This is a genomic window from Nostoc edaphicum CCNP1411, assembly GCF_014023275.1.
Taxonomy (GTDB): Bacteria; Cyanobacteriota; Cyanobacteriia; order Cyanobacteriales; family Nostocaceae; genus Nostoc; species Nostoc edaphicum_A.
In genome coordinates this window covers 7180836-7206796 of sequence record NZ_CP054698.1, presented here as the reverse complement: position 1 = coordinate 7206796, position 25961 = coordinate 7180836, and the positions used below count along the sequence as shown (strand labels likewise).

Annotated in this window: 19 protein-coding genes; 16 read left to right on the top strand and 3 right to left on the bottom strand. The window is 42.8% G+C overall.

The features are described from left to right. Window positions 1–11: 11 nt before the first annotated feature. The 7 genes from HUN01_RS32990 to HUN01_RS32960 all read left to right on the top strand — a co-directional run bounded on the left by HUN01_RS32990 (window position 12) and on the right by HUN01_RS32960 (window position 9431). A complete protein-coding gene (locus HUN01_RS32990) occupies window positions 12–956 on the top strand; it encodes a DUF1702 family protein (RefSeq protein ID WP_181929692.1) in 945 nt (314 codons plus the stop codon). A 31-nt stretch (window positions 957–987) separates the two neighbouring features. Then, a complete protein-coding gene (locus tag HUN01_RS32985) occupies window positions 988–1911 on the top strand; it encodes a DUF1702 family protein (RefSeq protein WP_238845869.1) in 924 nt (307 codons plus the stop codon). A gap of 75 nt (window positions 1912–1986) precedes the next feature. Beyond that, window positions 1987–2922: a DUF1702 family protein gene (locus HUN01_RS32980; protein WP_181929691.1), complete on the top strand. Its 936-nt coding sequence runs from the start codon at window positions 1987–1989 to the stop codon at window positions 2920–2922. 475 nt (window positions 2923–3397) lie between these two features. Next, window positions 3398–5485 carry a calcium-binding protein gene (locus HUN01_RS32975; protein ID WP_181929690.1) on the top strand — a complete coding sequence of 696 codons (2088 nt, stop codon included), beginning with the start codon at window positions 3398–3400 and terminating at the stop codon, window positions 5483–5485. Between the two features lie 464 nt (window positions 5486–5949). After that, a complete protein-coding gene (locus HUN01_RS32970; protein ID WP_181929689.1) occupies window positions 5950–7497 on the top strand; it encodes a GMC oxidoreductase in 1548 nt (515 codons plus the stop codon). 257 nt (window positions 7498–7754) lie between these two features. Further along, window positions 7755–8813, top strand: a complete 1059-nt coding sequence (locus tag HUN01_RS32965) for a UbiA family prenyltransferase (protein WP_181929688.1) — start codon at window positions 7755–7757, stop codon at window positions 8811–8813. 33 nt (window positions 8814–8846) lie between these two features. Beyond that, entirely contained in the window at window positions 8847–9431 is a 585-nt protein-coding gene (locus HUN01_RS32960; RefSeq protein ID WP_181929687.1) for a PEP-CTERM sorting domain-containing protein, read from the top strand. On the opposite strand, the gene HUN01_RS32955 is transcribed toward HUN01_RS32960, so the two are convergent. Continuing rightward, complete coding sequence (locus HUN01_RS32955; RefSeq protein WP_181929686.1) at window positions 9432–9569, bottom strand: hypothetical protein; 138 nt, start codon at window positions 9567–9569, stop codon at window positions 9432–9434. A gap of 70 nt (window positions 9570–9639) precedes the next feature. On the opposite strand from HUN01_RS32955, the gene HUN01_RS32950 reads away from it, so the two are divergent. The 9 genes from HUN01_RS32950 (at window position 9640) to HUN01_RS32910 (ending at window position 18102) form a co-directional block, all read left to right on the top strand. Then, window positions 9640–9999 carry a YciI family protein gene (locus HUN01_RS32950; protein WP_181929685.1) on the top strand — a complete coding sequence of 120 codons (360 nt, stop codon included), beginning with the start codon at window positions 9640–9642 and terminating at the stop codon, window positions 9997–9999. Continuing rightward, entirely contained in the window at window positions 9999–11234 is a 1236-nt protein-coding gene (locus tag HUN01_RS32945; RefSeq protein ID WP_203219513.1) for an RNA polymerase sigma factor, read from the top strand. The genes HUN01_RS32950 and HUN01_RS32945 overlap by 1 nt, the downstream gene beginning before the upstream one ends. Before the next feature lie 218 nt (window positions 11235–11452). Next, entirely contained in the window at window positions 11453–12259 is an 807-nt protein-coding gene (ntrB, locus tag HUN01_RS32940) for a nitrate ABC transporter permease (RefSeq protein WP_181929684.1), read from the top strand. 56 nt (window positions 12260–12315) lie between these two features. Further along, window positions 12316–13143 (top strand): ABC transporter ATP-binding protein, encoded by an 828-nt coding sequence (locus HUN01_RS32935; protein WP_181929683.1) that lies wholly within the window; start codon window positions 12316–12318, stop codon window positions 13141–13143. Between the two features lie 383 nt (window positions 13144–13526). Further along, window positions 13527–14834, top strand: a complete 1308-nt coding sequence (locus HUN01_RS32930; protein ID WP_181929682.1) for a CmpA/NrtA family ABC transporter substrate-binding protein — start codon at window positions 13527–13529, stop codon at window positions 14832–14834. A gap of 99 nt (window positions 14835–14933) precedes the next feature. After that, window positions 14934–15209 carry a nitrate/nitrite transporter NrtS gene (gene nrtS, locus HUN01_RS32925; protein WP_238845867.1) on the top strand — a complete coding sequence of 92 codons (276 nt, stop codon included), beginning with the start codon at window positions 14934–14936 and terminating at the stop codon, window positions 15207–15209. A gap of 389 nt (window positions 15210–15598) precedes the next feature. Further along, entirely contained in the window at window positions 15599–16933 is a 1335-nt protein-coding gene (locus HUN01_RS32920) for a YcjF family protein (protein WP_181929681.1), read from the top strand. A 232-nt stretch (window positions 16934–17165) separates the two neighbouring features. Then, on the top strand, window positions 17166–17753 hold the full coding sequence (locus HUN01_RS32915) for a Panacea domain-containing protein (RefSeq protein WP_069074170.1): 588 nt from the start codon (window positions 17166–17168) through the stop codon (window positions 17751–17753). After that, window positions 17725–18102 carry a hypothetical protein gene (locus tag HUN01_RS32910; protein ID WP_069074171.1) on the top strand — a complete coding sequence of 126 codons (378 nt, stop codon included), beginning with the start codon at window positions 17725–17727 and terminating at the stop codon, window positions 18100–18102. The genes HUN01_RS32915 and HUN01_RS32910 overlap by 29 nt, the downstream gene beginning before the upstream one ends. 81 nt (window positions 18103–18183) lie before the next feature. Here the strand turns inward: HUN01_RS32910 and HUN01_RS32905 are convergent, their stop codons facing one another. Further along, window positions 18184–19416 carry a DUF4336 domain-containing protein gene (locus HUN01_RS32905; protein ID WP_181929680.1) on the bottom strand — a complete coding sequence of 411 codons (1233 nt, stop codon included), beginning with the start codon at window positions 19414–19416 and terminating at the stop codon, window positions 18184–18186. A gap of 694 nt (window positions 19417–20110) precedes the next feature. Further along, window positions 20111–25705, bottom strand: coding sequence for a trifunctional serine/threonine-protein kinase/ATP-binding protein/sensor histidine kinase (locus tag HUN01_RS32900; RefSeq protein WP_181929679.1), 5595 nt, complete (start codon window positions 25703–25705; stop codon window positions 20111–20113). Window positions 25706–25961 lie beyond the last annotated feature (256 nt).

Here is a 25961-nt window from a genome sequence, read left to right as displayed (position 1 = left end):
TCAGGAGAAAGATGATGATTCAAGACGCTTGGCAATCAAGTTTGAATAAAGCGACACTACCGACAGATTTGATCGCTACTTGGGCTGAACGCGATGTGCAAGAAAGTGATGCTGGTATACAGAAACGATTAGAACAGGTTGGTCGTTCGTTAATGAAAGGATACCATACAGCTGTTACTGATGAATTAGAAGCGATCGCCCCCAAGTTAAATGAAATCGATGAGGAGTTGCGGGGATTTGCTTACGAAGGTGTCGGTATGGGACTCGCACAACGCGATTTTCTCACACCCACTAGCCAAAATCGCATAGCCACGTTTGTTGCAGGTGATGGTGCAGCTTATGCAAACATGGTTTATGTCGGTTTGGGTTTGATGTTAGCCAGAGTTGGGCGACCTATCGAACCGCATTTGCAAAGACTTGATAACGCTAAGGGTTGGTTATTAGTCGATGGCTACGGCTACTATCAAGGTATGTTCTACTGGCGAGACTCACTCAATCATCAAGTCATCTCGCAACCAATTTCTGGTTATACCCGCAGTGTCTTTGACCAAGGTTTAGGTCGCAGTATTTGGTTTGTCGATGGTGGCGATGTCAATCGCATCGCACGCACCATTGATGCCTTTTCACTCGATAGGCGAGAAGACTTGTGGGGTGGTGTAGGTTATGCCTGTGCTTACGCTGGTGGTGCAAAACGTACAACCATAGAAGCCTTAGGAAATACAGCAGGTGCTTATCGCTTGCATTTAGCGCAGGGTACTGCTTACGCTGCTAAGTCTCGTCAATGTCTTGGCAACCAGTCAGTCTATACAGAATTGGCTTGTCAGGTGTTGTGGGGAGTGAGTGCTGATGCAGTAGCTGACAATTTAGCCACTAATGGCGAAACTCCAGAATCTCGCTTATGGCAGCATTACCGGGCACGGATACCTCATCCAGTTAGAGCAACCTTAGCAGCTTAGTATTTATTGCTTCACAAGGATAATTTAGATAATGCAAATTAAAGCAAATGAGGCCAACACCTTAATGGCTGATACTTGGGGCCAACGAGGAATTCAAAACAGCGATACCGGAGTGCAAGAACGGTTAAGCAAGATTGGTAGTACAGTTTTACAAGGATATCATGTAGCGATCGCTAGTGAAGATTTAGGAGCGATCGCTCCTAAAATGAATGAAATCGATGAAGAGTTGCGAGGATTTGCTTATGAAGGCGTAGGCATGGGTCTAGCGCAACGCGACTTACTCACACCCAGCAGCGAAAATCGCATGGCAACTTTTGTTGCAGGTGATGGTGCAGCTTATCATAACTGGGTTTATGTGGGTTTGGGTTTGATGTTGGCTCGTGCTGGACTGCCTATCAAGCCGCATTTAGAAAAACTCAACTTTGCTAGAAGTTGGTTAGCGGTCGATGGCTATGGCTACTATCAAGGTATGTTCCATTGGCAAGACTCACTTGATAATCAAGTCATCTCGGAACAAATTTCTGGTTATACTCGCAGTGTTTTTGACCAAGGTTTGGGTCGCAGTATTTGGTTTATCGGTGGTGGCGATGTTAATCACATCGCACGTACCATTGATACCTTTGCACCAAATAGACGGCAAGACTTGTGGGGTGGTGTAGGTTATGCCTGTGCTTACGCTGGTGGTGCAGAACGTGCAACCATAGAAGCCCTAACAAATACAGCAGGTGTTTATCGATATCAATTAGCCCAAGGAACAGCTTACGCTGCCAAATCCCGTCAATCTCTTGGTAATCACTCAGTTTACACAGAATTAGCTTGTCAGGTGTTGTGGAAAATGGGTGTTGATGCTGTAGTTGAGAGTTTAGCGGCCAATGGTGAAGCACTTGAATCTCAGACCTGGCAACATTACCGAGCGCGTGTTTTTCATCCAGTTAGAACGACCCTAGCAGTTTAGTACAAAATTATACACATCGCTCAAGTTTTCCGAAATGCTCTCCCAAGAAACTATTGCTCAACAAGGAGAATCAAGATGATACAACAAGCTTGGCAAATCAGCGCCGAACAAGCTAGGGCACAGATGAAAGCTAATTTGGCTGGACGTAAGGTAATGGTGAGAGATCCGAAAGTGCCACAACGATTTGGACATACTGCTGAAGGTATGTGGCAAGGATACCATGCAGCGATCGCAGATGAAGAACCAAAGGCGATCGTCGCCAAGCTAAATGCAATTGACTCTGAGTTGCTAGGATTTGCCTTAGAAGGTGTAGGTATAGGTCTTGCTGAACTAGATGCACTCAAACCCCAGAAGCAGAATCGAGTCCAGGCTTTTCTCGAAGGAACCACAGCAGCTTATCAGACTATGGTTTATCTGGGAGTAGGTTTGGGACTAGTTCGGTGTAAACTGCCTATTGAGCCATATTTAAATCAACAGCATCCCGTAGGATGTTGGCCAGTAGTTGATGGTTATGGTTTCAATCATGGTATTTATTACTGGCAAGACTACATAGACGGTCAAGCTATTCCTGTGCAACTTTCTGGTTATCTGGGCCGCGTCTTTGACCAAGGTTTAGGTCGCAGCATCTGGTTAGTAGATTGTGCTGATGTTAACCGAATTGCGACGACTATAGACGCTTTTCCCGCCACAAGACAGACAGACCTTTGGGGAGGTATTGGTTACGTTTGTGCTTCGGTTGGTGGTGCAGAACGCTCAACTATAGAAGCTTTAGGAAAAGTAGCTGGCGATCGTGTGTCTGAGTTGGCTAAAGGAGCTACTTGCGCCGCCAAATTCCGTAAATTGCTTGGTAACCAAGCTGGCTACACGGAATTAGTGAGTGAAATATTGTGCAGCATGGCAGCTGAAGCAGCAATTGAAATTAAAGACACTCCTCTAAAAAGCTTACCAAACAATAGTGCAGAACCAGACCAACAAATCTGGCAACACTACCGAGAATATCTGCTTGTATAAACAAAAGTCACAAGCATTAAATTTAAAAGTTTTTTTTAAAGGGCAATACAAATATCTTGTATATTTGCCCCAAAATTGCTCTTGAAAGTGATTCTAAATTCACACTATTACTCTGACAATTTTGATGAATTCACCTAATCTTAAGCTCTCCTTAATTTCGCAAAAAATAAACCCAAAATGTACCTAATGTTAAATCTTTCTTAATTTACAAAAAACTTAAAGCATTGTATGATTCTAAACAAGCCAGCAGACCACTCCCGAAATTGTTTAAAAACCGCAGATATTAATTATTAGGTGGTTTGAAAAGAGCATTAAAGGCTCTACAAAGATTTAGGTGACATAGATATATAACATTCACAATGAATGTATCAAATTGAATAATTTCAAACCTGAAACTCTTTGGTAGAAGAAACTCGCTCCAACAGCATGGGAATATGCTGGTCATTGATATCCCACAAACAAAGAAGTAAAAAATATGGCGAAACCTAAAACAGTAATCCCACAACTACTAGATGAAACTTCCATATCTACAAACCCTTACACTGGCAAAGTAACATCTAATGGCACAATTTTCATTGCTACTCCAAATCCAATTTATGCACCAACTGGTGAGGCTTTTATCGGCACTCCAGGTAATGACAAAATAAACACAGAAGCGTTAACTAGCAATAATGTTTTATTCGGTCTTGGTGGCAATGACCGTCTATTAAGTGGTATTGGGAATGATGTTTTAGTCGCTGGTGCTGGAGATGACTTTGTAAACGCAGGTGATGGAAATGACCTAATTTTTGGTGACTTTGACTCCAATGGAGACCTCGACTTTGGTCAGGAAGGAAATGACACCCTCAATGGTGGTGCTGGGGATGATGTGTTCTTGGGTGGCGGTGGCAACGATATCTTAAATGGTGGAACCGGAGCTGACAACATTGCTGGTCAAGATGGCAATGATGTCATCAATGGCGATGCTGGTGACGATTTATTGACTGGTGGTTTAGGCAACGACACGATTCGTGGTGGGGCTGGAGACGACCGGGGTCTTGCTGGCCCAGGCGATGATCTATTCTATGGTGGTGACGGTAACGACCGACTCGGCGGTGATACTGGCAACGACACACTCTACGGTGAGGCTGGAAACGACCTACTGATTGGCAATGTTGGCAACGACTTAGTATCAGGTGGTAAGGGCAACGATTGGATAGTAGGCTCTAACCCCTATCCCCCAGAATTAGGATTAGGCCTACCCGAAATTGATACCTTAACCGGCGGTAGCGGTAGTGATATCTTCTTCCTTGGGGAATTCACTATCGGTCAAAACACTAAAGTATTTTACGACCAACTAGGTAATCAAGATTACGCTTTAATTACTGATTTTAATGTTAAAGAGGACTTCATTCAGCTACCAGAAAGTCTCCAAACCATAATAGGACTTGGACCAACAGCAGCTGGTTTACCCAAAGGAACAGCTATCTACGCCAATAGAAATGGTGTGAATGACCTGATTGCCATAGTTGCTGGTGTGACACCCCAACAGTTGGGATCTAGTGGTCGCTTTGTCTTTGGCAATCCAACTCCCAACTCTACACCAGGGATAGGAATTTTCACAGGCTCTGATGCTTCCGAAGGTTTCATCGGTACTCCGGGCAATGACACAATTTTTACCTTGGGCGGCAATAACACTACATTTGCCCTTGATGGGGATGACCGCCTCTTTGGTGGAGCCGGCAATGACGATTTTATCTCCGGGGCTGGAAACGACTTCGTTGATGCAGGTGCTGGTAACGACCTAATTTTTGGCGACTTTGACCTCAATGGCGACCTCGACTTTGGTGTAGAGGGAAATGATACTCTCTTGGGTGGTGCTGGCAATGATGTTTTCTTTGCTGGCGGTGGTAATGATTTGATTGATGGTGGAACTGGTAATGATGACATCGCTGCTCAAGATGGTAATGACACTATCTATGGTGGCAATGGAGATGATAACGTCCTTGGTGGTTCAGGTGAAGATGTCATCTATGGTGATGTTGGTAACGATAAAGTTTTTGCTGGTTCAGGCAACGATATCCTCTATGGAGGTAATGGAGCCGACCGACTCGGTGGTGACAGTGGCGACGACAAAATCTTTGGTGAGTCTGGGAATGATGTTCTCATTGGTAATCTTGGCAGTGACACTCTCTCTGGTGGCGACGGTGACGACCGATTATTTGGTTCTAACCCCTTCCCGCCAGAACTAGGACTAGGCAAACCTGAGATTGATATCTTGACTGGCGGTAGCGGTAGCGATATCTTTTTCCTTGGTGAATTCACTGTAGGTAAAGATAGTGCAGTTTATTACGACAAGCTAGGTAATCAGGACTACGCTCTGATTACTGACTTCAATCTCAATGAGGATTTTATCCAACTACCTGAAGACATCCAAATTATTATCGGACTGGGCCCAGTTCCTGCTGATTTGACAGGTTTACCACAAGGAGCCGGAATTTATTCTAACAATGACCTAATTGCTGTAGTTGCTGGTGTTGGGCCTCAACAGTTAGCAGCTAGTGGTCAGTTCTTGTTTGTCTAGGTACTGCGGATTGAGATTATAGATTGTGTTCTGAATATAAGGAGGGGTGGTAAAGCAGTAAACCACCCTTGCTTATCACTTGTTTTAATGACCAATCGCAAATATTTGTGAAATCAAAGATTGTGAGCCAAATGGCACTAAGAAAAGCCCAAAAGCTTGTGTCGTCTCGTTCCCAGCTTCCAGGCTGGAAATGTATTTAAAGTGGGCTTCTGCCTCAATTCAAGCTACTGGAGGCGGAGCCTCCCAGAATGGATTCCCAGCCTCCAGGCTGGGAACCAGTCAACCAGTCAGAACAAGAGCTGTATCTTTTCTTAGTGCCATTCGATTGTGAGCCAGTGATGAAATCCTTGTTAGTTCCGAGCAGACATGGATTGAGTACACATTTGGCTCTCCCTCCTTGTGCTTTCTTTGGTTAACTTGTGTGTATTTATTTGGGCAAAAGCCGCTCATGTAGGAGATTAATTATGTCCCGGCTCATAAAACGTCGTCATTTTCTTCAGGCAAGTCTTGCAGCTACCACCAGCATAGGTATATCTGCAATTCGTGGTTCTGCTTTTAATAGTGAAGAATATGTTGAGGCGATTGTTATTGGGAGCGGTTTTGGTGGAGCAGTCGCATCATTACGCCTAGGTCAGGCAAAAATTGAAACAATCGTACTAGAGCGTGGGCGAAGATGGCCAATCACTGATGCAGGCGATACTTTCGCTACATTTGAGAAACCAGATGGCCGTACTACTTGGCTTAGTCCAACTACACTGTTTTTTGATCAGAGTCCCATTGACATCTATACTGGTGTCCTTGATGTCAAGGTAGGCAATGGCATTACTGCTTATCGAGGAGCAGGCGTTGGAGGTAGTTCTCTTGTCTATAGTGCTGTTACCTATCAGCCAAATCGAGAATTATTCTATAAAGCCTTTCCACGTAGCATCAACTACGAAGAATTAGATAAGGTTTATTACCCACGGGTGCGTTCCATTCTTAACCCAGCTCCTATACCAGACGACATTTTACAAACTGATTACTATTTAGCAAGTCGCATTTTCATGGAGCAGGGAGCTAAGGCTGGTCTAAAAGTCCGCAAGCAAAGCATGGCAGTTAATTGGGATATCGTTCGTCAGGAAATTACAGGTCAGAAAGTTCCTTCTGCTATTAATGGTGTATTAATTTATGGGGCAAACAGTGGTGCAAAAAATAGCTTAGACAAAAATTACTTAAAGATGGCAGAAGCCACTGGTCACGTCGAAATTCGATCTTTGCATGTGGTAACTAGGATAGAGGAATTAAATAACGGACGTTTCCGAATTGTTTGTAATCAAATCAATGAGCAAGGCATGATAGTTGGACAAAAATCTTTGATTTGTCGCTATCTATTTTTAGCAGCTGGTTCGATTGGAACTACTGAACTGTTACTACGTGCCAAGGTTAATGGCACATTACGCCGCTTGAATAAGTATGTAGGACAATTTTGGGGAACTAACGGTGATGCACTAAGTGCTGTCATCAACAAATATCCAACTAATCCTTCACAAGGCGGCCCAGCAACATCAGTAATTGAACACTTTGATAATCCTATTGCTCCGGTGATTATCGAGCAAACTCCTCTTCCTAATTTACAGAATGGTGTCATTGCTTCCCTTGGTCAGGCAATTGCTAAACCGGAGGGCTATTTCACTTACAATGCTTCTACCCAGTCGGCTGATTTGTTCTGGCCCACCAACTCACCTAACAACCAAAAAAATTCTCAGGCTTTGCAGTATACATATCAATTGCTCGACAAAGCCAATGATACAACTGTTGCAGGACCACCCGATTCAAATGGCACAACTCACCCCCTTGGTGGTGCTGTTATGGAGAAAGTCTGCAATACCTACGGTCAGGTATATGGTTATCGTAATTTATTGATTGTTGATGGTTCTATGATTCCAGGTTCAGCAGGCGCTAATCCTTCGTTAACTATTGCAGCTTTAGCAGAACGATGCATGGATAAATTCTTGTTGCATAGGATTAGGTAATACTGAGATTTATTCCAAGAGTAGACTTCTTGCAAAAATAATTTTTTTGCGATCTTATTTGCGCGAAGTAAGAAGATTGCAAGAGACTTCATGAGATGCGCTCACAAGGAATAATGACAATAATCTAGGAAAATTTTTGCGTTTTTTCAGCCTCTATTTTCAAGACAGGTCTACTGATTCTTAGAAAATTATCAGTTGCCATTATTTGATGGAAAGATGCAAAAAAAAGTCTCAATACTTCTCTGGCTAGGAAAAATATGTCTGAGAAAACTCTGACCAATGCTGTTGAAGCTATATCTCAACATAAGTCCCTCACACAGCAGATCAACGTCGTTCAGGTAGATTTAGAAGAATTACCAGATATTGCTCAAGAAAAGTTATCATTCGATATTTTTCCGAGTGCGATCGCTATCAGCAACCTAATTCTTCGAGCGCTAAAATTATTCTTCACAAATACTGCTCAAGAATTAAAAATAAATTGGCTATTCATCCGACGCGATATTACAATGTCAATTGTGCCTGGATTGTTATTTACTATAACTGCTTTAGTAAATTATCCTCCCACCTCTTTGGCTCATGGAATATCGATATTAGCTGGTAGTTTAATCTATTTTTGGTTATGTATTACGTCATTTTGTATATCCAACCAAATCACCGATATCGAAGAAGACAAAATCAACAAGCCAGACCGTCCATTAGTCCAAGGCATCATTTCTTATAGCGGCGCTCAGATTCGTGGGTATATATTTATGATGCTATTTACAGCAGTAGCTTGGTGGTTAGGAGTAATTGAATGGGCAATTTTATGGCAGTTCAGTTTTATTGCTCATAACAACCTGGGTGGTGCAAAACATTGGATGACAAAAAATGTTTTCAGTGGATTTGGAATCATGTCTGAGATGGGAGCAGCTTGGCAAATAGTAGCACCAATTTCTCCTGTTGTTTGGTTATGGCTGGTGATATTATGTAGTGCCTGTATAATTCTGATATCTGTTCAAGATTTTCGTGATATTCCAGGCGATCAAGCAATTGGTAGGAATACATTTCCACTAGCATTTGGAGAGGATTTAAGTCGGATTTTAGTAAGTATTTGCTTTTTAGCGTACCCATTTTTAATCCATTTATGTTTGATGATGCCAGCAGGCAATACTTTGGTAGTTATGCTGTGGGATATTGCACTTTTCTTGTTGAGCTGTCTTATTGCTGTACGATTATTAGTTTTGCGTTCTTATGCCGCAGACCATAAAACTTACCTACTCTTTACTGCTTGGTACTGCTTATTATTGACTAGTTCGATTTTCATTCTACGCGTGTAAATAGTTCAATCTATCCGTTTGGAGAATTATCCGATGGAATTAAAGCTCGGCATTGCTACTGCTGGTTTTACCCTATCTGTTGCTGTTATTGGTGTTAAACCTGCACATGCTTTCGATTTTACTTATACAGACACTACCATCGGTCAACCTACATGGACTCGTCCCTTTGTCGCCAATGAAGTAAACATTCCTACTCTACCTTCAGGTATAGGTACAGTTGCTAGTTATAGTACATTCGAGTTCAAAGTTGACACTGAAGGTTTGTATAATTTTCTGAGTATTGCTAAAAACCCAACAGAATGGGACAACTACTTGTTTTTGTACACAGACAACTTTAACCCAAACAACCCACTGCTAAATGCTGTCATTGGTAATGACGACTTTCCCAAAAGAGGCCGTTCTGGTTTCAATAATGTATCTTTGACTACAGATAAAAACTACTTCTTAGTAACAACAGGGTATTTTGATGCAAGTCAAGGAGTATTCGAGAATACAATCTCTGGATCTGGCAAAGTAGTCAAAACTGTTCCTGAACCACCTCTTATTTTAGGTTCAGCGATCGCTATGGTTATGGGTTGGATAATAAAGCGCTTTTCTAAAGCCTGCCAATCGCCATAATTATAAATTTTGCTCAATGCACGACAAATTAAGAGTTTTTGGTAGTATTCTGGATGTGCCTTGACCAGTAAGCACAGGACGATAGCCAATAATTGGTGTTCCCGAAAAAAATTTTGCGATTTCTGTCGAAATGTCCATAAATTAAACGTCATATAATTGAGCGCGGAAAATACCAAACTCGAAATCAACTCACAACAAAGGAACTAACATGCAGTACGCAATCCTAGTCTACGAAAGCGAAACCAATTTCAATAATCGTACAGATGAACAGCAGAAAGATGCTTATTGGGGCGCTTTCAGCTCCTATGCAAAGGCTCTAGCTGAAGCTGGTGCGATCGCAGGCGGTGCTGCGCTTTATCAGCCTCATGCTGGTACAACAGTGCGATTGCGCGATGGTCAACGGCATGTCCAAGACGGCCCCTACGCCGACACCAAAGAGCAACTTGGCGGTTTCTTCCTCATAGATGTACCAGATTTGGATGCAGCTCTGGATTGGGCGGCTCGTTGTCCGGGAGCCGCTGACGGTGCAATTGAAGTTAGACCTTTCTTGCCAATGACTCAAGGCTAATGACTACTGTGAATGCACGTCAAGCCGCAGAACTCGCAGCACGTAACTCATACGGGCAATTAGTTGCATACCTGGCAGTTCGCACACATGATGTGGCTGCTGCGGAAGATGTGCTTGGCGATGCATTCCTGGCTGCGTTGAAAGCTTGGCCAGAAAAAGGTGTCCCTGATAATCCAGAAGCATGGCTGCTGCTTACTGCACGGCGTCGCCTGATCGATGATGCCCGACACGCTAAGGTGAAAGCCTCAGCAGCCTATGCACTCAAGCTGATAGCTGATGATGTGCAACAGGAGACATCTTTAGAAGTTTTGTTCCCAGACGATCGCGTAAAGCTCCTATTTATCTGTGCTCACCCAGCGATTGATGCAGGTATCCGTACCCCCTTAATGCTGCAAACAGTGCTTGGGCTGAATGCTGCTCAGATTGCCTCAGCTTTTCTGATCGCCCCAGTAACAATGAGCCAACGGCTCGTCCGTGCCAAAGCTAAGATTCGAGATGCTGGTATTGCCTTCGAGTTGCCAGAAGCCAAAGATTTGGCGATGCGGTTGGATGCTGTGCTAGAGGCAATCTATGCTGCCTATAGTAATGGCTGGGAAAACGTGACTGGGGTCGATCCACGGCGTAAGGGTTTAACAGAAGAAGCAATCTGGTTGGCACGTCTGTGCGTACAACTCTTACCAGAAGAACCTGAAGCACGGGGGCTATTAGCGCTGATGTTACATTGTGAAGCGCGTCGTGATGCCCGTCGGACGAAAAACGGTGTTTATATTCCGCTTTTAGAGCAAGACGTTACACTTTGGTCGCAGCCAATGTTAAACGAGGCGGAGCGTGAACTTGCCGAAGCAGCAAAATTTAAGCAGCTCGGAAAGTTTCAGTTGGAAGCTGCTATTCAATCGACACACGCTCAACGTAGAGTGACTGAGCGCACAGATTGGCAGACTTTAGCACTTTTATATGAAGGGTTGATTCAGTTTTCGCCAACACTGGGTGCTTTAGTTGGACATGCCGCAGCGATCGCAGAAGCCAAAGGGTTGGAACAAGGTCTGGCGCTCCTCGAAGCACTCCCTGCCGAGTCCGTCAAAAGTTATCAGCCATATTGGGCGCTTAAAGCTCACCTGCTTAAGCATTTGGGTCAGAATTCACAAGCTAAACAGGCTTACAGCCGTGCCATCGGTCTAGTAGAAGACCCAGCTATCCGCGAGTTTCTTGTTCGTCAATCTAGCGTTATCAGCTAATACAAATTTAAGTCGCGATCGCTCTCCCAAAAAGATTTGTATCATCAAACTGTAAAGAACAGAATAAGTCAGGAGTAAAACAGATTCTATAGCTAAATTTGAGAGTTAAATTGTATACTTAATAAAATTTTAATTGGCTGTATTTATTCTTGCATTTTTTATCTAAATAGGTACGATCTCAATGCAATTAGTATTGTTATACATAAGGATTTAACTCAATGTTGATAAACCCTAAAAATAATATATGCCATAGTTTTTACAAGCAATATAAAGAAATTATCCCTTCTGTTTTTGGCATCATAATTCTGTTAATTGTATGGTATTTAATCAGCTTAAATCCTGAAACATCACTGCCTTCCCCTTTTAAGGTTATAACTGATACCTGGGATTTAATTATCGATCCCTTTTTTAACAAGGGAGGTAATAATAAAGGATTGTTTTGGTTGGTTCTTGACAGCCTTGGACGAGTAATTTTTGGCTACTCCCTAGCTGCAATAGTAGGTATTCTTGTCGGTTTTATTATTAGCTTGAACAAATTTACTAGACTTGCATTCGACCCAATTATCCAACTGTTGCGTCCGGTTGCGCCTCTGGCTTGGCTACCTCTTGCTCAGGCTATTTTCCTCAAACCCGATCCCTCAGCCATCTTTGTAATCTTTATCACGGCAATTTGGCCAATCATCCTTAATACTGCTTTGGGTGTGCAATTGATTCCTAGAGATTACACCAACGTTTCCAAGATTTTAGGACTCACAATTTTTGAGAACTTTTTTAAAATCTTACTGCCTGCTACACTTCCCTACATTTTCACAGGATTAAGAATTGCACTAGGTCTATCTTGGTTAGCTGTTGTTGCATCTGAGATGTTGCTTTCTTACGATGGAATTGGCTTTTTTATCGTCAATGCATACAATAACTCAGATATTAGTGAAATCATCTTGGCAATTATTTACTTGGGTGGAGTTGGTCTAATTCTAGACAAAATGATGGCTTATCTATCCTTCAAATTAACTCCACAAGAATAGCCTGCTTGCAGAAAAAAAACTTATAAGCTATAAGACATAAGAGGAATATAATAAATATGTCTAGTTTTGTTGAAATTAAAGATATAAAAAAGGAATTTAACCTATCGGATGGTAGTAAAAATATTGTCCTCCAAGATATTAACCTGAAAATCCTGCCGGGAGATTTTGTTTCCCTCATCGGTCATTCTGGTTGTGGTAAGTCTACCTTACTTAATATTGTGGCTGGCTTGGAGAAACCAACACAAGGCTATGTGGAAGTTGACGGTCAATTAGTACGCAGACCTGGTTCCGATCGGATGATGGTGTTTCAGAACTATTCCCTCTTACCTTGGTTAACTGCTTGGGACAATGTTGCCTTAGCTGTTGATAAGGTAATGCGTCATAAATCCAAGAAAGAACGCTATCAGCTAATTGCTGATTCCCTGGAAATGGTGGGGCTGAAAGATGCCATTCGCAAAAAACCAACACAACTTTCTGGCGGAATGAAGCAACGAGTGGCGCTAGCACGAGCCTTAGCGATTAAGCCCAAGCTGCTACTTTTGGATGAACCATTTGGAGCTTTGGATGCTCTGACTCGTAGTTCTCTGCAAACTGAGTTGATGCATATTTGTAATACAAACGATATCACTGCCATGATGGTTACTCATGATGTAGATGAAGCACTATTGCTCTCTAATCGCGTGGTAATGTTGAAAAATGGCCCTGGTGCAACCATCGATCAAGTTTTGGAAGTGCCTTTTGTATATCCTCGATTCCCGACGGAGATTATGGATAGTACTAAATATCATGCACTCCGGCATGAGATGATGCAATTTCTGCACAGGCAGCAGCAGGTTAAATATATAGAAAGCCAAGTTTTAAGCGTTTTGCCTAAATCAGTTTAGACTCGATCACACAAACTTAGCTAGCACAATATCTAAGCTAATAATGAAAAGTTTGTAGTAAGCACTTCAGTGCTTAAAAAATTAATAACTTTAGTCTTTAATTTTCTCATATTGGAATTCGTAATTACCACCATAACAGCATTTTAAATTGCATAGTTAAATTTGCTATAAAAACATGGGGATACTGTTACACAGAGATGCAATTTAAATAACGATTCGCTTATTACTATCAAAGTATATAGGACTCATATTTGATTTCTGAAAAAACTCAGTACAACTAAGAAGCCTTCTTGACTATTCCCTATTACCTGCCTACGCAAATTAGTTCAGAAATCAAAGCGGATTCCTATATATATCTGTTTACTTGCAAGAGATGAATCGATATGGCAAAGCTTTCCAGACGCAAATTTTTAGCAACCACAGGTGCAGCAGCACTATTGACTCAAACCATAACCCATCGTGGCACTTCTGGCTCCCCTCTTACCCAGTTGAGTTCAGGTGTATATGCTGGTTATAGCGATACTCCTGAGGTGACAACCGCTAAACTAGGCTTCATCGCTGTTACCAGCTGCTCTCCTTTAATTATCGCCAAAGCTAAAGGCTTTTTTGCTAAGTATGGTATGCCTGATGTCCAGGTAAATAAGCAGGCTTCTTGGGCTGTTACGCGTGACAAACTGATGTTAAGTTCAGCCGATGGTGGCTTGGATGGTGCCCATTTACTCTTTCCCATGACATACCTGATTGCGACAGGAGAGATTACATACGGTCGTAAAATACCTATATATATCCTGGCTCGTTTAAATTTGAATGGACAAGGGATTTCACTTGCCAATGCCCATAAAAATTTAAATCTTGGTTTGGACAGTTTTGCCCTCAAATCAGCTTTGGCTCAGAAGGCGTTGACTGGAGAAATCTCCCGCTTTGCTATTCCCTATCGACGGGTAACAGGAGATTTTTTCATGCGCTGGTGGCTTGCTTATGGCGGTATTGATCCGGAACGAGATGCATCCCTGATGGTGGTACCACCGCCTCAAATGGTAGCTAACATGCGCGGTGGGACGATGGATGGTTTTTGTGTGGTCGATCCTTGGCATCATCGTTTGATTAAACAGAAGCTTGGATACTCAGCTGTAACTAGTGGAGAGTTGTGGAACAATCACCCTGAAAAAGCACTCGCCATGCGTGGTAACTGGGTAGATAAGCATCCTAATGCAGCTAAAGCACTGCTAGCTGCTGTTTTGGAAGCTCAGATATGGTGCGATCGCCCTGAAAATATAGAGGAAATGGTAAGGATTCTCTCACAACGCCAATGGATGGGAGTCAAAAGTGATTTACTTCGCGATCGCTTACTGGGCAAGTTTGATTATGGAAACGGTCGCGTTGTAGAAAATAGTCCTCATGCGATTAAGTTTTGGCGCAATAATGCTTCCTACCCTTATAAAAGCCATGATTTGTGGTTTTTAATTGAAGATATGCGATGGGGGCATCGTTCCCCAGAATTTCAGACTAAACCTTTAATTGAGGCTGTAAATCGCGAAGATTTGTGGCGAGAAGCAGCTAAACTTATTGGTCAAGAAAAAGCGATTCCGCCAAATACATCACGGGGCATAGAGAAATTTTTTAATGGTCTGGAATTTGACCCTGAGAATCCTCAAGCTTATTTAAATGCTCCTACGATTAGAAAAGTTTAATGAGTTATTGTACGACACAAAATTATGTCAATTAAATGCAACTGCATGATTGTGAATATCTTCCATTGCTGCTAATTAATACTTCAAGGAAGTTACAAGATGAGGCATAAGAACATTGTAAGACAATATTTATTTAGCTTATTTGATCGCCAGTGGATGCTAACTGCCTTGAAAGTAGCCCTAATAATAGGATCTCTCCTGTTCACAATCAATCATGGTTGGGCGCTGTGGACTGGTCAAATGACATATCAGCGTTGGATTTCTGCAATTTTGACTTATATTGTTCCTTTTATGGTAAATATTCATGGTCAATATATTGCTAGAAAAGGGTGTATTGCAAAAAATGGTAACTGTTCACAGGAGTTGAAACGCTAACCTAAAAAATAGGTACGTGTAGATGGGAAATTAGGGGGCGTAAGTTTTTCCCCTCTGCCCCTCTGCTCCATCAAACGCGTCTACATGAATTGCCTCTACTACCTGAAAATCATTCTTTTCGGCTATTGTTTGCGTAAGTCCTGTTTAAGTATTTTGTCTGTTTGTTAAGAAAGATATGGGTAAGGGACAGGGAAGGGGGAGCCAAACTTCCCTTTCCGCTATGCTTTATGGCAGGCTTGCTCCCAAGTTAATTACACTACTAACGGTACTGGTTATCTCTTTGAGAATCGCTATAAGATGAGTAAAAGGGTCTTCTAGGTTAATAATTTCAATCTTAAACACCATGAAGTGTCCTGAATTAATGACAGCTATCTACCGTTTGGATGTAAATGACTGAGCAACGTGATGCTGACTCACCCTTAACTGATTCTCAGCAATTGAGTGAACCGACCGATGGAACAACTACCACGTCCGTCGATAATTCCTGGACAAACCGCATTGCTGGTGTCTGGAACAAGACAACAACACGTCTAACACAACTCCTACCCGTAGAACAACTGGCACAGACAGTTGTTGAATGGTTTAGTGTGAGTGAGGCTCAAGTTACAGAGATTTTAGAGAAAATCCGAGCCGAACTGCCAACCACAGAAGCGCTACTGATTGGTAAACCCCAAGCCGGAAAAAGTTCAATTGTGCGGGGATTGACGGGAGTTTCTGCCGAAATTATTGGTCAGGGATTTCGTCCCCACACACAAAACACCCAGCGCTATGCCTATCCTTCTAATGACCTGCCGCTACTGATTTTTACTGATACGGTGGGTTTGGGTGATGTTAAACAAGATACCCAGGGAATTATTCAGGAATTAGCTAGCGATTTACAACAGCAAACTCGTTCCGCCAGAATTCTCCTTTTGACCGTTAAAATCAATGATTTTGCAACTGACACGCTACGAAAAATTGCTCAACAACTACGCCAGAAGTATCCAGACATTCCCTGTCTACTGGTAGTTACCTGTTTGCATGAAGTTTATCCTGCCGATACTGTCGATCATCCCGCCCATCCACCAGATTATCAGGAAGTCAACCGCGCGTTTGCCGCAATGCAACAAGCCTTCGCAGGAATAACTGACCACTCTGTACTAATTGACTTTACTTTAGAAGAAGATGGCTACACTCCGGTATTTTATGGCTTAGAAGCGCTGCGAGATTCCTTAGCAGAACTACTCCCACAAGCAGAAGCCCAGGCAATTTATCAGCTATTAGATCAAGAAGAAGTTGGGAAGCAAATTGGCAACCTTTACCGAGATGCTGCACGCCGTTATATTTTGCCATTTGCGATTATGTCAGCCACTCTCGCCGCTGTACCTTTGCCATTTGCCACAATGCCCGTACTCACTGCTTTACAAGTATCAATGGTGGGACTGTTGGGTAAATTATATGGGCAGACAGTTACGCCATCTCAGGCGGGGGGAGTTGTGAGTGCGATCGCAGGTGGTTTTTTAGCACAGGCAATTGCACGGGAGTTAATTAAATTTATACCAGGTTTTGGTAGTGCGATCGCAGCCTCTTGGGCAGCCGCCTATACCTGGGCGCTAGGGGAAGCAGCTTGCGTTTATTTTGGTGATTTAATGGGAGGTAAGAAACCCGATCCCGAAAAAATTCAGTTGGTGATGCAAGAAGCGTTTCAGGCGGCAAAAGAACGGTTTAAGGGAATCAAACAGTAAGAAAATTGTCAAATGTTGGGTTGGCTGCTTCAACTCAACTTATAGCGATAGGCGATCGCACTGAGTTTAATCTAAGTTACAGTCTTGTTTATAGGATATTTACAAAAATGATTTATCATAATATTTAGTAAAAATGTACTATATATTTACACGCTCCAATTATAATAGTATGTGTGAGTTACTCTTGAAACTTGTTAAAGTCGAAAGTCTGTTTTAATTTGCGGGTCTGAGTATGATCGATTGTCTCAATGCAGCTCGCTATTTTATCGCGAGAGCTTATGAGGACAGTATAGAAGCAGAAATGACCAATATGAAGGTTCAAAAGCTTCTGTATTACTCACAAAGCTTACATTTAGCCCTGTACGATGAGCCATTGTTTGAAGAAGAAATCCAAGCATGGCGATATGGCCCTGTGTGTCCTCCGGCTTACAGGTTTTACAGTGAATTTGAAGCTAAACAATTACCTATCCCTACTCAAGAGTTCTTGTTACAGATTCCTAATGATAAGAAACAACTTCTAGAAGAAATTTGGGAATATTTCGGTAGCTACCATGCCTATCTACTTAGTGATATGACCCATTTTGAGTTTCCTTGGAAGAAAGCTCGCAAAGGGCTGCCACCTGAAGCTAGATCAACTGAGCCGATTCTTCTTGAGGATTTGAAAGCGTTAGGCTATCAGAAGCTAGACCTGATAGAGCGTGACAACCCTGTGTATAAACATGTAATGTCCGAAACTTTGCAGGACGCTTTTACTTCGGAATCATCAACTCGTATTCGCAAAGGAGAAGTGCGTGACTGGCTCAACTCCCTTCTCGATTGAAAAATGCGAGAATTTCATACGTTCTTTCAAAAAACTTGCAAAAGCTCATAGAGCAGATTTTGTTGCACTTGTCGCAGAAGCTTTGGAAGATTTGATTGAAGACCAGTATCCTATCAATTCTCGTAACGAACCCTTACCTGCAAAGATTAAATTGCCTCAAGGATGGTCATTTCACAAGCTAGAGTTAAAGGTTTCCAAAGGAGCTTCTGGACAAATCAGATTGATGTATTTAGTTAATACAATTGACTGTGTAATTAAACTTGTATGGATTTATAGTCACGAGCAGTTTGCAAAACGTCCTGGCGACACAGATATAAAAAGCGTTATCAAGGACATCTTAGACTCTTAGCCTCTGCTGGATGTCCTTGTACTTTCACTTATACTTCAAATGTAATTACAAGGCTAGACAAAATTTAATTAGCCGTCTATCCTACACTTTCTCCTTTGGTGCTGGCACAATGCCAAACTTATTTAAACCTGCATCGATTTCCTTAAGTGCTTTAAAATCCTCCTCTGGTAAAGGATAGCTGCTACTGCTGAATAAACCCCCACTGACAGCAGGCTGCTTTTCCAAAAAAGAGAAAGCTTGACGAAACTGATGCGGTTCGGCTTTAATCGGTGAATCAAAGTGGCAGGGAATTATCCACTGGAAATCCCAACGAGCAACTTTTTCAGCCCAGTCGATGGTTTCTTTTGGTGCGCGGTTGAGAATTAGCGTTTGTAAAATTGGTGCGACAAACAAACGCCCATTCCCTTGCAGAGCATAAAACGATCGCTGCCAATCTGACTGCCATTTAAAGGGATACAATCCAAAATAAGCTTTCTTTGAGCGTTGTGGTGCTTTCAAGGCATCTTGCAACACCTGACTCCATTGGGGTATATCTAGTGCCCTTGGTTGAAAATACAAAGCAAACAAACAGATGCGCTGCCAACCCTTACGGCGATTTTCCTGAATGTCTGCAACAATATCAGAAGCATGATCCTTGGCATGGAATAACAAAGGATATGGATCTAATAGAACGATCGCAGGTGGATCTTCTGGGATCGAAAGTACAGAATCAGTGACTAAAAGAGTATGCGATCGCTTGTGGAAAAAAGCAACTTCCGCAAACCTACCAGGGCCAAGGTCGATGGGGCCCAGAATTGCGTAATCAAACTCATCAGCAAAGGGGGTTTTGCTACTATCTTCTGGGAGTACTTGAGTTCGTTTTGAGGGTAAGCCAAGCCAACTAAGGGGGAGATTTAGCGGGAAACTCCACTGATGGGGAGCCACAAACACCTGTGCAGTCGGAAAGTATCTGGCGAAGGGGCCGACGAAAACTTTGTGTTCTATACCAGAGATAGTTGGTAGGATGATGTACTTAACATTGCCATGTTCTGCCACCAATTCATTCACAAGCCGGATGCACTCTGGGGTTGGTGCAACAGGCGCGTAGACCAAAAGACCCCCAGTTTCCAGCTTAACCACAGTCATACGAATCGGCACAACTACGTAGAAAATGCCCTGAATCTGGTCAAAATTCCAGATTGTATCCTTAAGCACCTCTTTACGAATTGTTTGCCGTCTACCATAAGGGTAGAGTGGCACAACAGGCCATAATCCCCAGGAAAAGTCCTTTGGATAAATCTGTTGTGTATTAACTATGTATTCATCATCAGCCACTCTACAATCCCCTCCAAATTCCCGATCTCAAATTGTTTTTATTTACTCTCCACGGAGTTAGAGAGCAAATTGTTGAGATAATAATAAGCTAAATTACATCTAGTACGGTAAGGCGTAATTCGTAATTCGTAATTCAGAGGTGTCGGATTTCATTGGGATTTCAGGGTTGAATCTGTAACTTTCTTTCTTCAAATTGGTATCACCTAGCTTTTAACAAAACTAATCAGCATAGAGTTAAACCATTTTGGATTTTAGATTGGCGATCGCGAAGCGTCGGAAGGAACTTCTTTTAACGTGAGTTCGACAAGTTTTATTTGACCTCTCCCCCAGCCCCTCTCCGACACAGAGAGGGGAGCAAAAAGCTGAATTTTTCCTTGCTCCTCCCTCTCCGAAACCTACGGTGTACACACAAGTCTGATAACCTTATCCCATATCGTTCTGATCCCCCCTAACCCCCCTTAAAAAGGGGGGAACTAGAATCAAAGTCCCCCAATTTATCGGGGGATTTAGGGGGATCAAACCACATTTTGCACTCAGCATAGAGATGTGTGTACACCGTAGCTCCGAAACGGAGAGGGAGGCTGGGAGGGAGAGGTTCATCGAACTCACGTTCTTTTAGATTTGAGAGCAGGCATAGCGGCCTTAATCGAACCCAAGAACTAATTCCATTATCCAAAATCCTAAATTGGCGCAATCAACCTACAGAGGTAGGAACCAGATTTTTTAAGGGGATATCAAGGAAAAACTCCGCTCCTTTTCCTTGTTCCGATATTACACTTAATTGTCCCTCATGTTTTTCCATAATAGAGTAGCTAATCGATAATCCCAAGCCCGTTCCCCGTCCAACAGGTTTTGTTGTGAAAAATGGGTCAAATAGACGCTGCTTCACCTCTTCAGATATACCAGACCCGTTATCTGCAATTTGAATGGTGACTGTATTGGCATCAGTCATTTTAGTACGAATTCGGATGGTGGGAATTGCTGCTTGGCTATTATGTTCATTTGTTGCAAATGATGAATCCAATACATCAATAGCATTGCTAAGAATATTCATAAACACCTGATTAATCTGGCTGGCATAGCAGTTAACTTCTGGCAACTGTGCATATTCCTTAATCACATCAATTGCAGGACGGTGTGTTTTCCCTTCGAGGCGGTGCTGTAAAATTAGCAAAGTGCTGTCGATACCTTCATGAATGTTGACAAGTTTCATTTGAGACTCATCCAGGCGCGAGAAATTGCGGAGAGAAAGGACAATTTGGCGGATGCGATCTGCCCCCACTTTCATTGATTGCAGCAGGTTTTGTAGGTCTGACTTGAGGAATTTGAAATCTATTGCCTCTAGTTCTTCTTGAATCTCAGCGAACGGTTGAGGATAGTAGTGCTGATAGCGCTCAACCAAGCGCAGTAAATCTTGACAATACTCATTGGTATAGGTGAGGTTGCCATAAATAAAGTTAATCGGGTTGTTAATTTCGTGAGCAACACCTGCCACCATTTGTCCTAACGAAGACATTTTTTCAGTTTGAATCAATTGAGTTTGCGTATGTTGAAGTTTCTCTAAGGTTTCCGAGAGATGCTGATTTTTATCATTCAACTCAAAAGTTCTCTGCTGCACCTTGTCTTCTAAGGTATGGTTGTAGTCTTCTAGTTGGGTTTTTGCCACAGCTAAATTGGTATACAACATGGCGTTTTGCAGCGAGATGGCAGCTTGTGCTGTGAGTAGCCGCAAAATTTCAAGACGGTTTTGGGTAAAGGCTCCAGTCGTCAAACTATTTTCCAAGTAGAGGATACCAATTAGCTGTCCACGATTATGAATGGGCGTACATAGCAAGCTTTTGGGTTGCCATTGCATGATGTAGGGATCGTTGGCGAAGGTAGTTTCTGTGCGAGCATCATCTAGTACCAGGGTTGCGGAGGTACGTGAGACATAGTTCACAACCGCTTTGGGAATATCCTGACTGGCTGAAAGCGGAAGGGAGTGTAGATTTTTTATCCCAAGGTTTTCACCCAATCGCTCCTCTGATTGAGAAATTGGATTTGCAACACCCGTTTCCACGATCGCTTTGCTGGTTTTTTGAGCCGCAACCACCCAATGATTATCTTGAAGCAGTAGGAGGACAGATTTTTCAGCCCCGGCATTTTCGATCACGACTTGCATCAGGGTTGTCAACAGCTTTTCTAACTCAATTTCCCCCGCCAGGGCATGAGAGGCTTTCATTACTGTTGCTAAATCTAAAGCTTCAAACCCATTAGAACTAGTGTGTCCCAATCCGGTTGTAGTGGTGCGGGTGAGGCTTGAAGAACCAATTTCTTGCGGCTGTTGGATCGTAGCCAAGAATTGAGGATATTGATGGGACAACTGGTTGACTTTGGCTACCGCTCCCCAGCTGAGGTAACTATAATAGGCATTTGCTAGGTAAATTTGAGCGATCGGCTCTTTGTTCCATTCCAGGTAAAATCGGGCAGCTAGTTCATTAGCGAGGGCAACTTCTTGAATGTATCCATTGACTTTTGCCCCAGCGATCGCGCGATCGTAGAGATCCACTGCTTGCCCCATTTGCCCCAATACTCGGCATTCTTCAGCTTTTACCAGTTCAAATTTGTGCAAATAATTCATGGGTGTATGGTGCGCCCAAGTCTGCATTTTTCTCTGGTTATCTGTGACTCGTTCTAGCAATGTTTCTCGCCAAGAAGGTGTAGCCGTAGAATACTCTGCCAAAGCCGTCAGTGAATCATAGAAATAAAACATCGGCACGGTGGCATAGCCCATGCCTGCAACTAGATATTCTCTAGCTTGAGCGGCTGTTTCCGCTGCTTCAGAGAGGTTTTCAAACAGATAACAGAGAATCAATTTGTGGAGCCAGAAGTAGTGAAGCCCAGTCAACTCATTGGCATTAACCAGTTGGGTGATAAATTCTGCTTCGTTAAGTGCCTCACCTGTCAAAATGCAGGGATTCTCAGCCTTGCCGAGTAAGTTCAAAACTGCTTGCCAGAAGATGCGGCAGTAGTTGAGGGTCGTGCCTTGCTTAAAATTTTCTAAAACATGACTGTAAGCTCTTATGTCTTGCTCTAATAAGTTCAGTTCTTGACCTAGGAAATAAGAATACTGACAGATGTCTTTCGTATTGAAGCCCACGTAGTATACATTTCCAGTTTCTAGGGCAATCTTGTAGCCCTCTAACATGAGCTGTAAAGATTTTTTTAGTGGAGATTTTAAATAAGTGATGAAAGCACCCACAACATAAAATACAGTGGGTTTGATGTCGCTAATATTAAATTTGTCAGTTAGTGCCAAAGCAAGGCTGCCAACTTGATCGGCTGTTTCAATATCCTGAAGAATTCCGTTCAACAGAATGCCATAACAAGCATAACAAAAGGCAGAAAAGGGAGCATTGCCATACTGAATCGATGCTTTGACTTGGGACAATATGAGTAGCGGAAACAGATTTTGCTCGGCGATGTAAACGGCGGGAGCAACGTTTGCCACAATTCGGGTGACTGCTAGCTTGTCTTTTGCTGTCATCACTGGTAAGTCAACCAAGGAAGCAATGTCACGTCCGTGAATTAAGGTAGCGGTTTCCTGAAGGGCTTCCTGAACATCTTGGAAAGTGGGTATTTCTGGGAAAACCACACCAAACTGACTCATTCCCTGACGGGCGATCGCGATCGCGCCTAGTACATCATTTTTAGCTGTATACGCCTGGATTTTGGTTTCGTAAATGCTGACTTGATCCAGTGGAGTTTTCGTTTGCTGCATCACTGTTTGGGCGAATTGCTCCATCTGTTCATACGCGCCACAAAGGTAAGCAGCATCAGTTGCTAATTCGTGCAGTGCCAAAGTCAACTCATATTGACTTTGCCAACAGTCGGATCTCAATAAACTAATCCCGATGGTCAAATACTCAATTGCTACTCGGTAAGCTGTGGAAGACTTGGCTTTCCGTCCCGCCAACAGGTTGAGTTGTACCAGTTGATCGCGATCGGGCTGGGCTACGATCAGTTCTATCCCAACATTCAGTTGGTTGACAATTTCAAAAATGATCTTTTCTTGCTCAGTTTCCAGGGTATTGTTTAACAGCAATTGACCAATCTTGAGGTGAGTTACTGGTTTCTGATTCGCCGGAATTAGTGAATAAGCGGCTTGTTGAATGCGATCGTGGAGAAATTTGTAGGTAATAGTTATTGATTCGTTGTCATTTGTCAAATCATCCATGACAACAGACTCATCCTGAAAGAATGTATACCCTTCCCCACTGGGCAAGATTAATCCATCCTTGAGAGCTGGCCACAAATCCGCTGCGGTCTGTGCTGGAGATTTCTCATAGACAAGCGATAGGGTTTCTAAATCAAACTGATTGCCGATACATGCAGCCAGTTTGAGAATATCCTGAGTCTGCGGTAGTAATTTCTGGAGTTGCAGCGCCACAAACTCCACAATATCTTCTTTAAAAGAAAGCGCTCTGATTTGAGCAATATTACACTGCCAAGTGCCTGTTTTGGCAGCAAAGGTGATTAGCCCATCTTCATGCAGCGATTTGAGAAACTGGTTCGTGAAAAATGGATTGCCTTTGGTCTTTTGATATACCAGATTGGCGATCGCTAGGGCTTGTTCTGGTGAATATTTGAGGGTATCTGCAATCAGTTGATTCAGGTCGGTCTGGGTAAGCACAGAAAGGACAATACTACTAACTGTAATTGCCTCTTGCCGCATCTCCTCGATGGTCAACATTAGGGGATGTGCAAACGAAACCTCGTTATCTCGATATGCTCCAATCACCAGCAAATAAGAGTTATTTGCTTCACTCATCAACAGATGCATCAGCTTTAATGAAGCGGAGTCTGCCCACTGTAAGTCATCGAGGAAAATGACGAGGGGATGGTCTTGGGTTGTGAATACTTGAATGAATTTCTGAAACAGCAAATTGAAGCGGCTTTGGACTGCACTGCCTGATAATTCTGGGACAGAGGGCTGTTGACCAATGATCTGTTCGAGTTCTGGAATCACCTCAATAATCACCTGGGCACTCTCACCCAATGTGGATAAAATTTGGGTCTTCCACTGCTCAATTTGGGCATCACTCTCTGTCAGCAGTTGTGCCATTAAGTCTCGAAACGCTTGCACCAAGGCAAAAAAAGGAATATTACGATTAAATTGATCGAATTTGCCCTTGATAAAGTATCCCCGCTGACGGGTGATCGGTTTATGAACTTCGTTGACAATTGCTGTTTTACCAATGCCAGAGGAACCTGCCACCAGCATTAGTTCAGAGTTCCCCTGGCGCACCCGCTCAAAGGTTGCTAGCAGCATTGCAACTTCTACTTCCCGGCCGTAGAGTTTTTCGGGAATCGCAAAGCGATCGCAAACGTCCCGCTGTCCTAGCCCAAAGGGCACAACATTACCATTTTTCTGCAATTGAATCAAACAGGTTTCCAAATCGTGTTTTAGCCCTAATGCACTCTGATAGCGGTCTTCGGCATTCTTCGCCATCAATTTGATCACGATATCTGAAACTGCTTGAGGAATTTTGAATTGCTCCAAAGAAGCAGGTTGTTTCGCGATATGACAATGTACCAATTCCATCAAATCATCAGATTGAAATGGCAATTGCCCTGTCAACAGTTCATAGAATGTGACACCCAGAGAATAGAAGTCAGTGCGGTAATCAATCCCTCGGTTCATTCGCCCGGTTTGTTCAGGGGAGAGATAGGCAAGGGTTCCTTCTAAAATAGTAGGGCTGGTTGAAAGTTGGGTAACTCTTGGCAGCAGTGAAGCAATGCTAAAGTCGATGAGTTTGACTTGCTTGGTGGTGGGATTAATCAGGATATTGGCTGGTTTGATATCCTTGTGGATGATTTGGTGATCGTAGAGATCACCCAGAATATCGGCAAGTGCGATCGCAATCTGGAGAAATTCAGTCAAGAAATCAGGATGAAGGTGTGAGGAATTTTCCTGATTTTCTGTATTGCTGAGTCCTTTCCTTTTAAAAGCGGTGTACTCCTTTAAAGAAACCCCACCAAAGTCTTCCAGGATCAGGGCAAGTCGATTTTGGCAATTTTCCAGACCATAGATGCGAACAACCCCAGAGACATTTAAGATTTTCGCAATTGTGTACTGATTTCTGAATTGAGCCAACTCAATCAGACTAGGATAGGCATTTTTCAGGAGTTTGATGACAACAGGGGTTTGATCAGCCTGTCGCCAACCTCGGTAAACCAGAGTGCGAGTACTGGTGTAGATGCTTTCACCAATCCCATAGCCGGGAACATTAACTCGATTCTCTACCATAATAGCTGCTACTGGATAATCTGAGTTCAGTTTTCCCTAATCCACTTGCAATCTCACAATTTATCCAGTAATTTTTTGGGCGGGAATTTGTTGACTCATGCAGCGAAGTCAACATGAAAGCAGCTGATAATATTATCCTCACAAAATGAATGCAAACTAAGCAGATAGCTTAAAGGATGTTTGAAAAGTATTTTTCTGTAAATTTAGGCACTTTAGATCCCCCCTAACCCCCCTTAGAAAGGCTACAGTGTACACA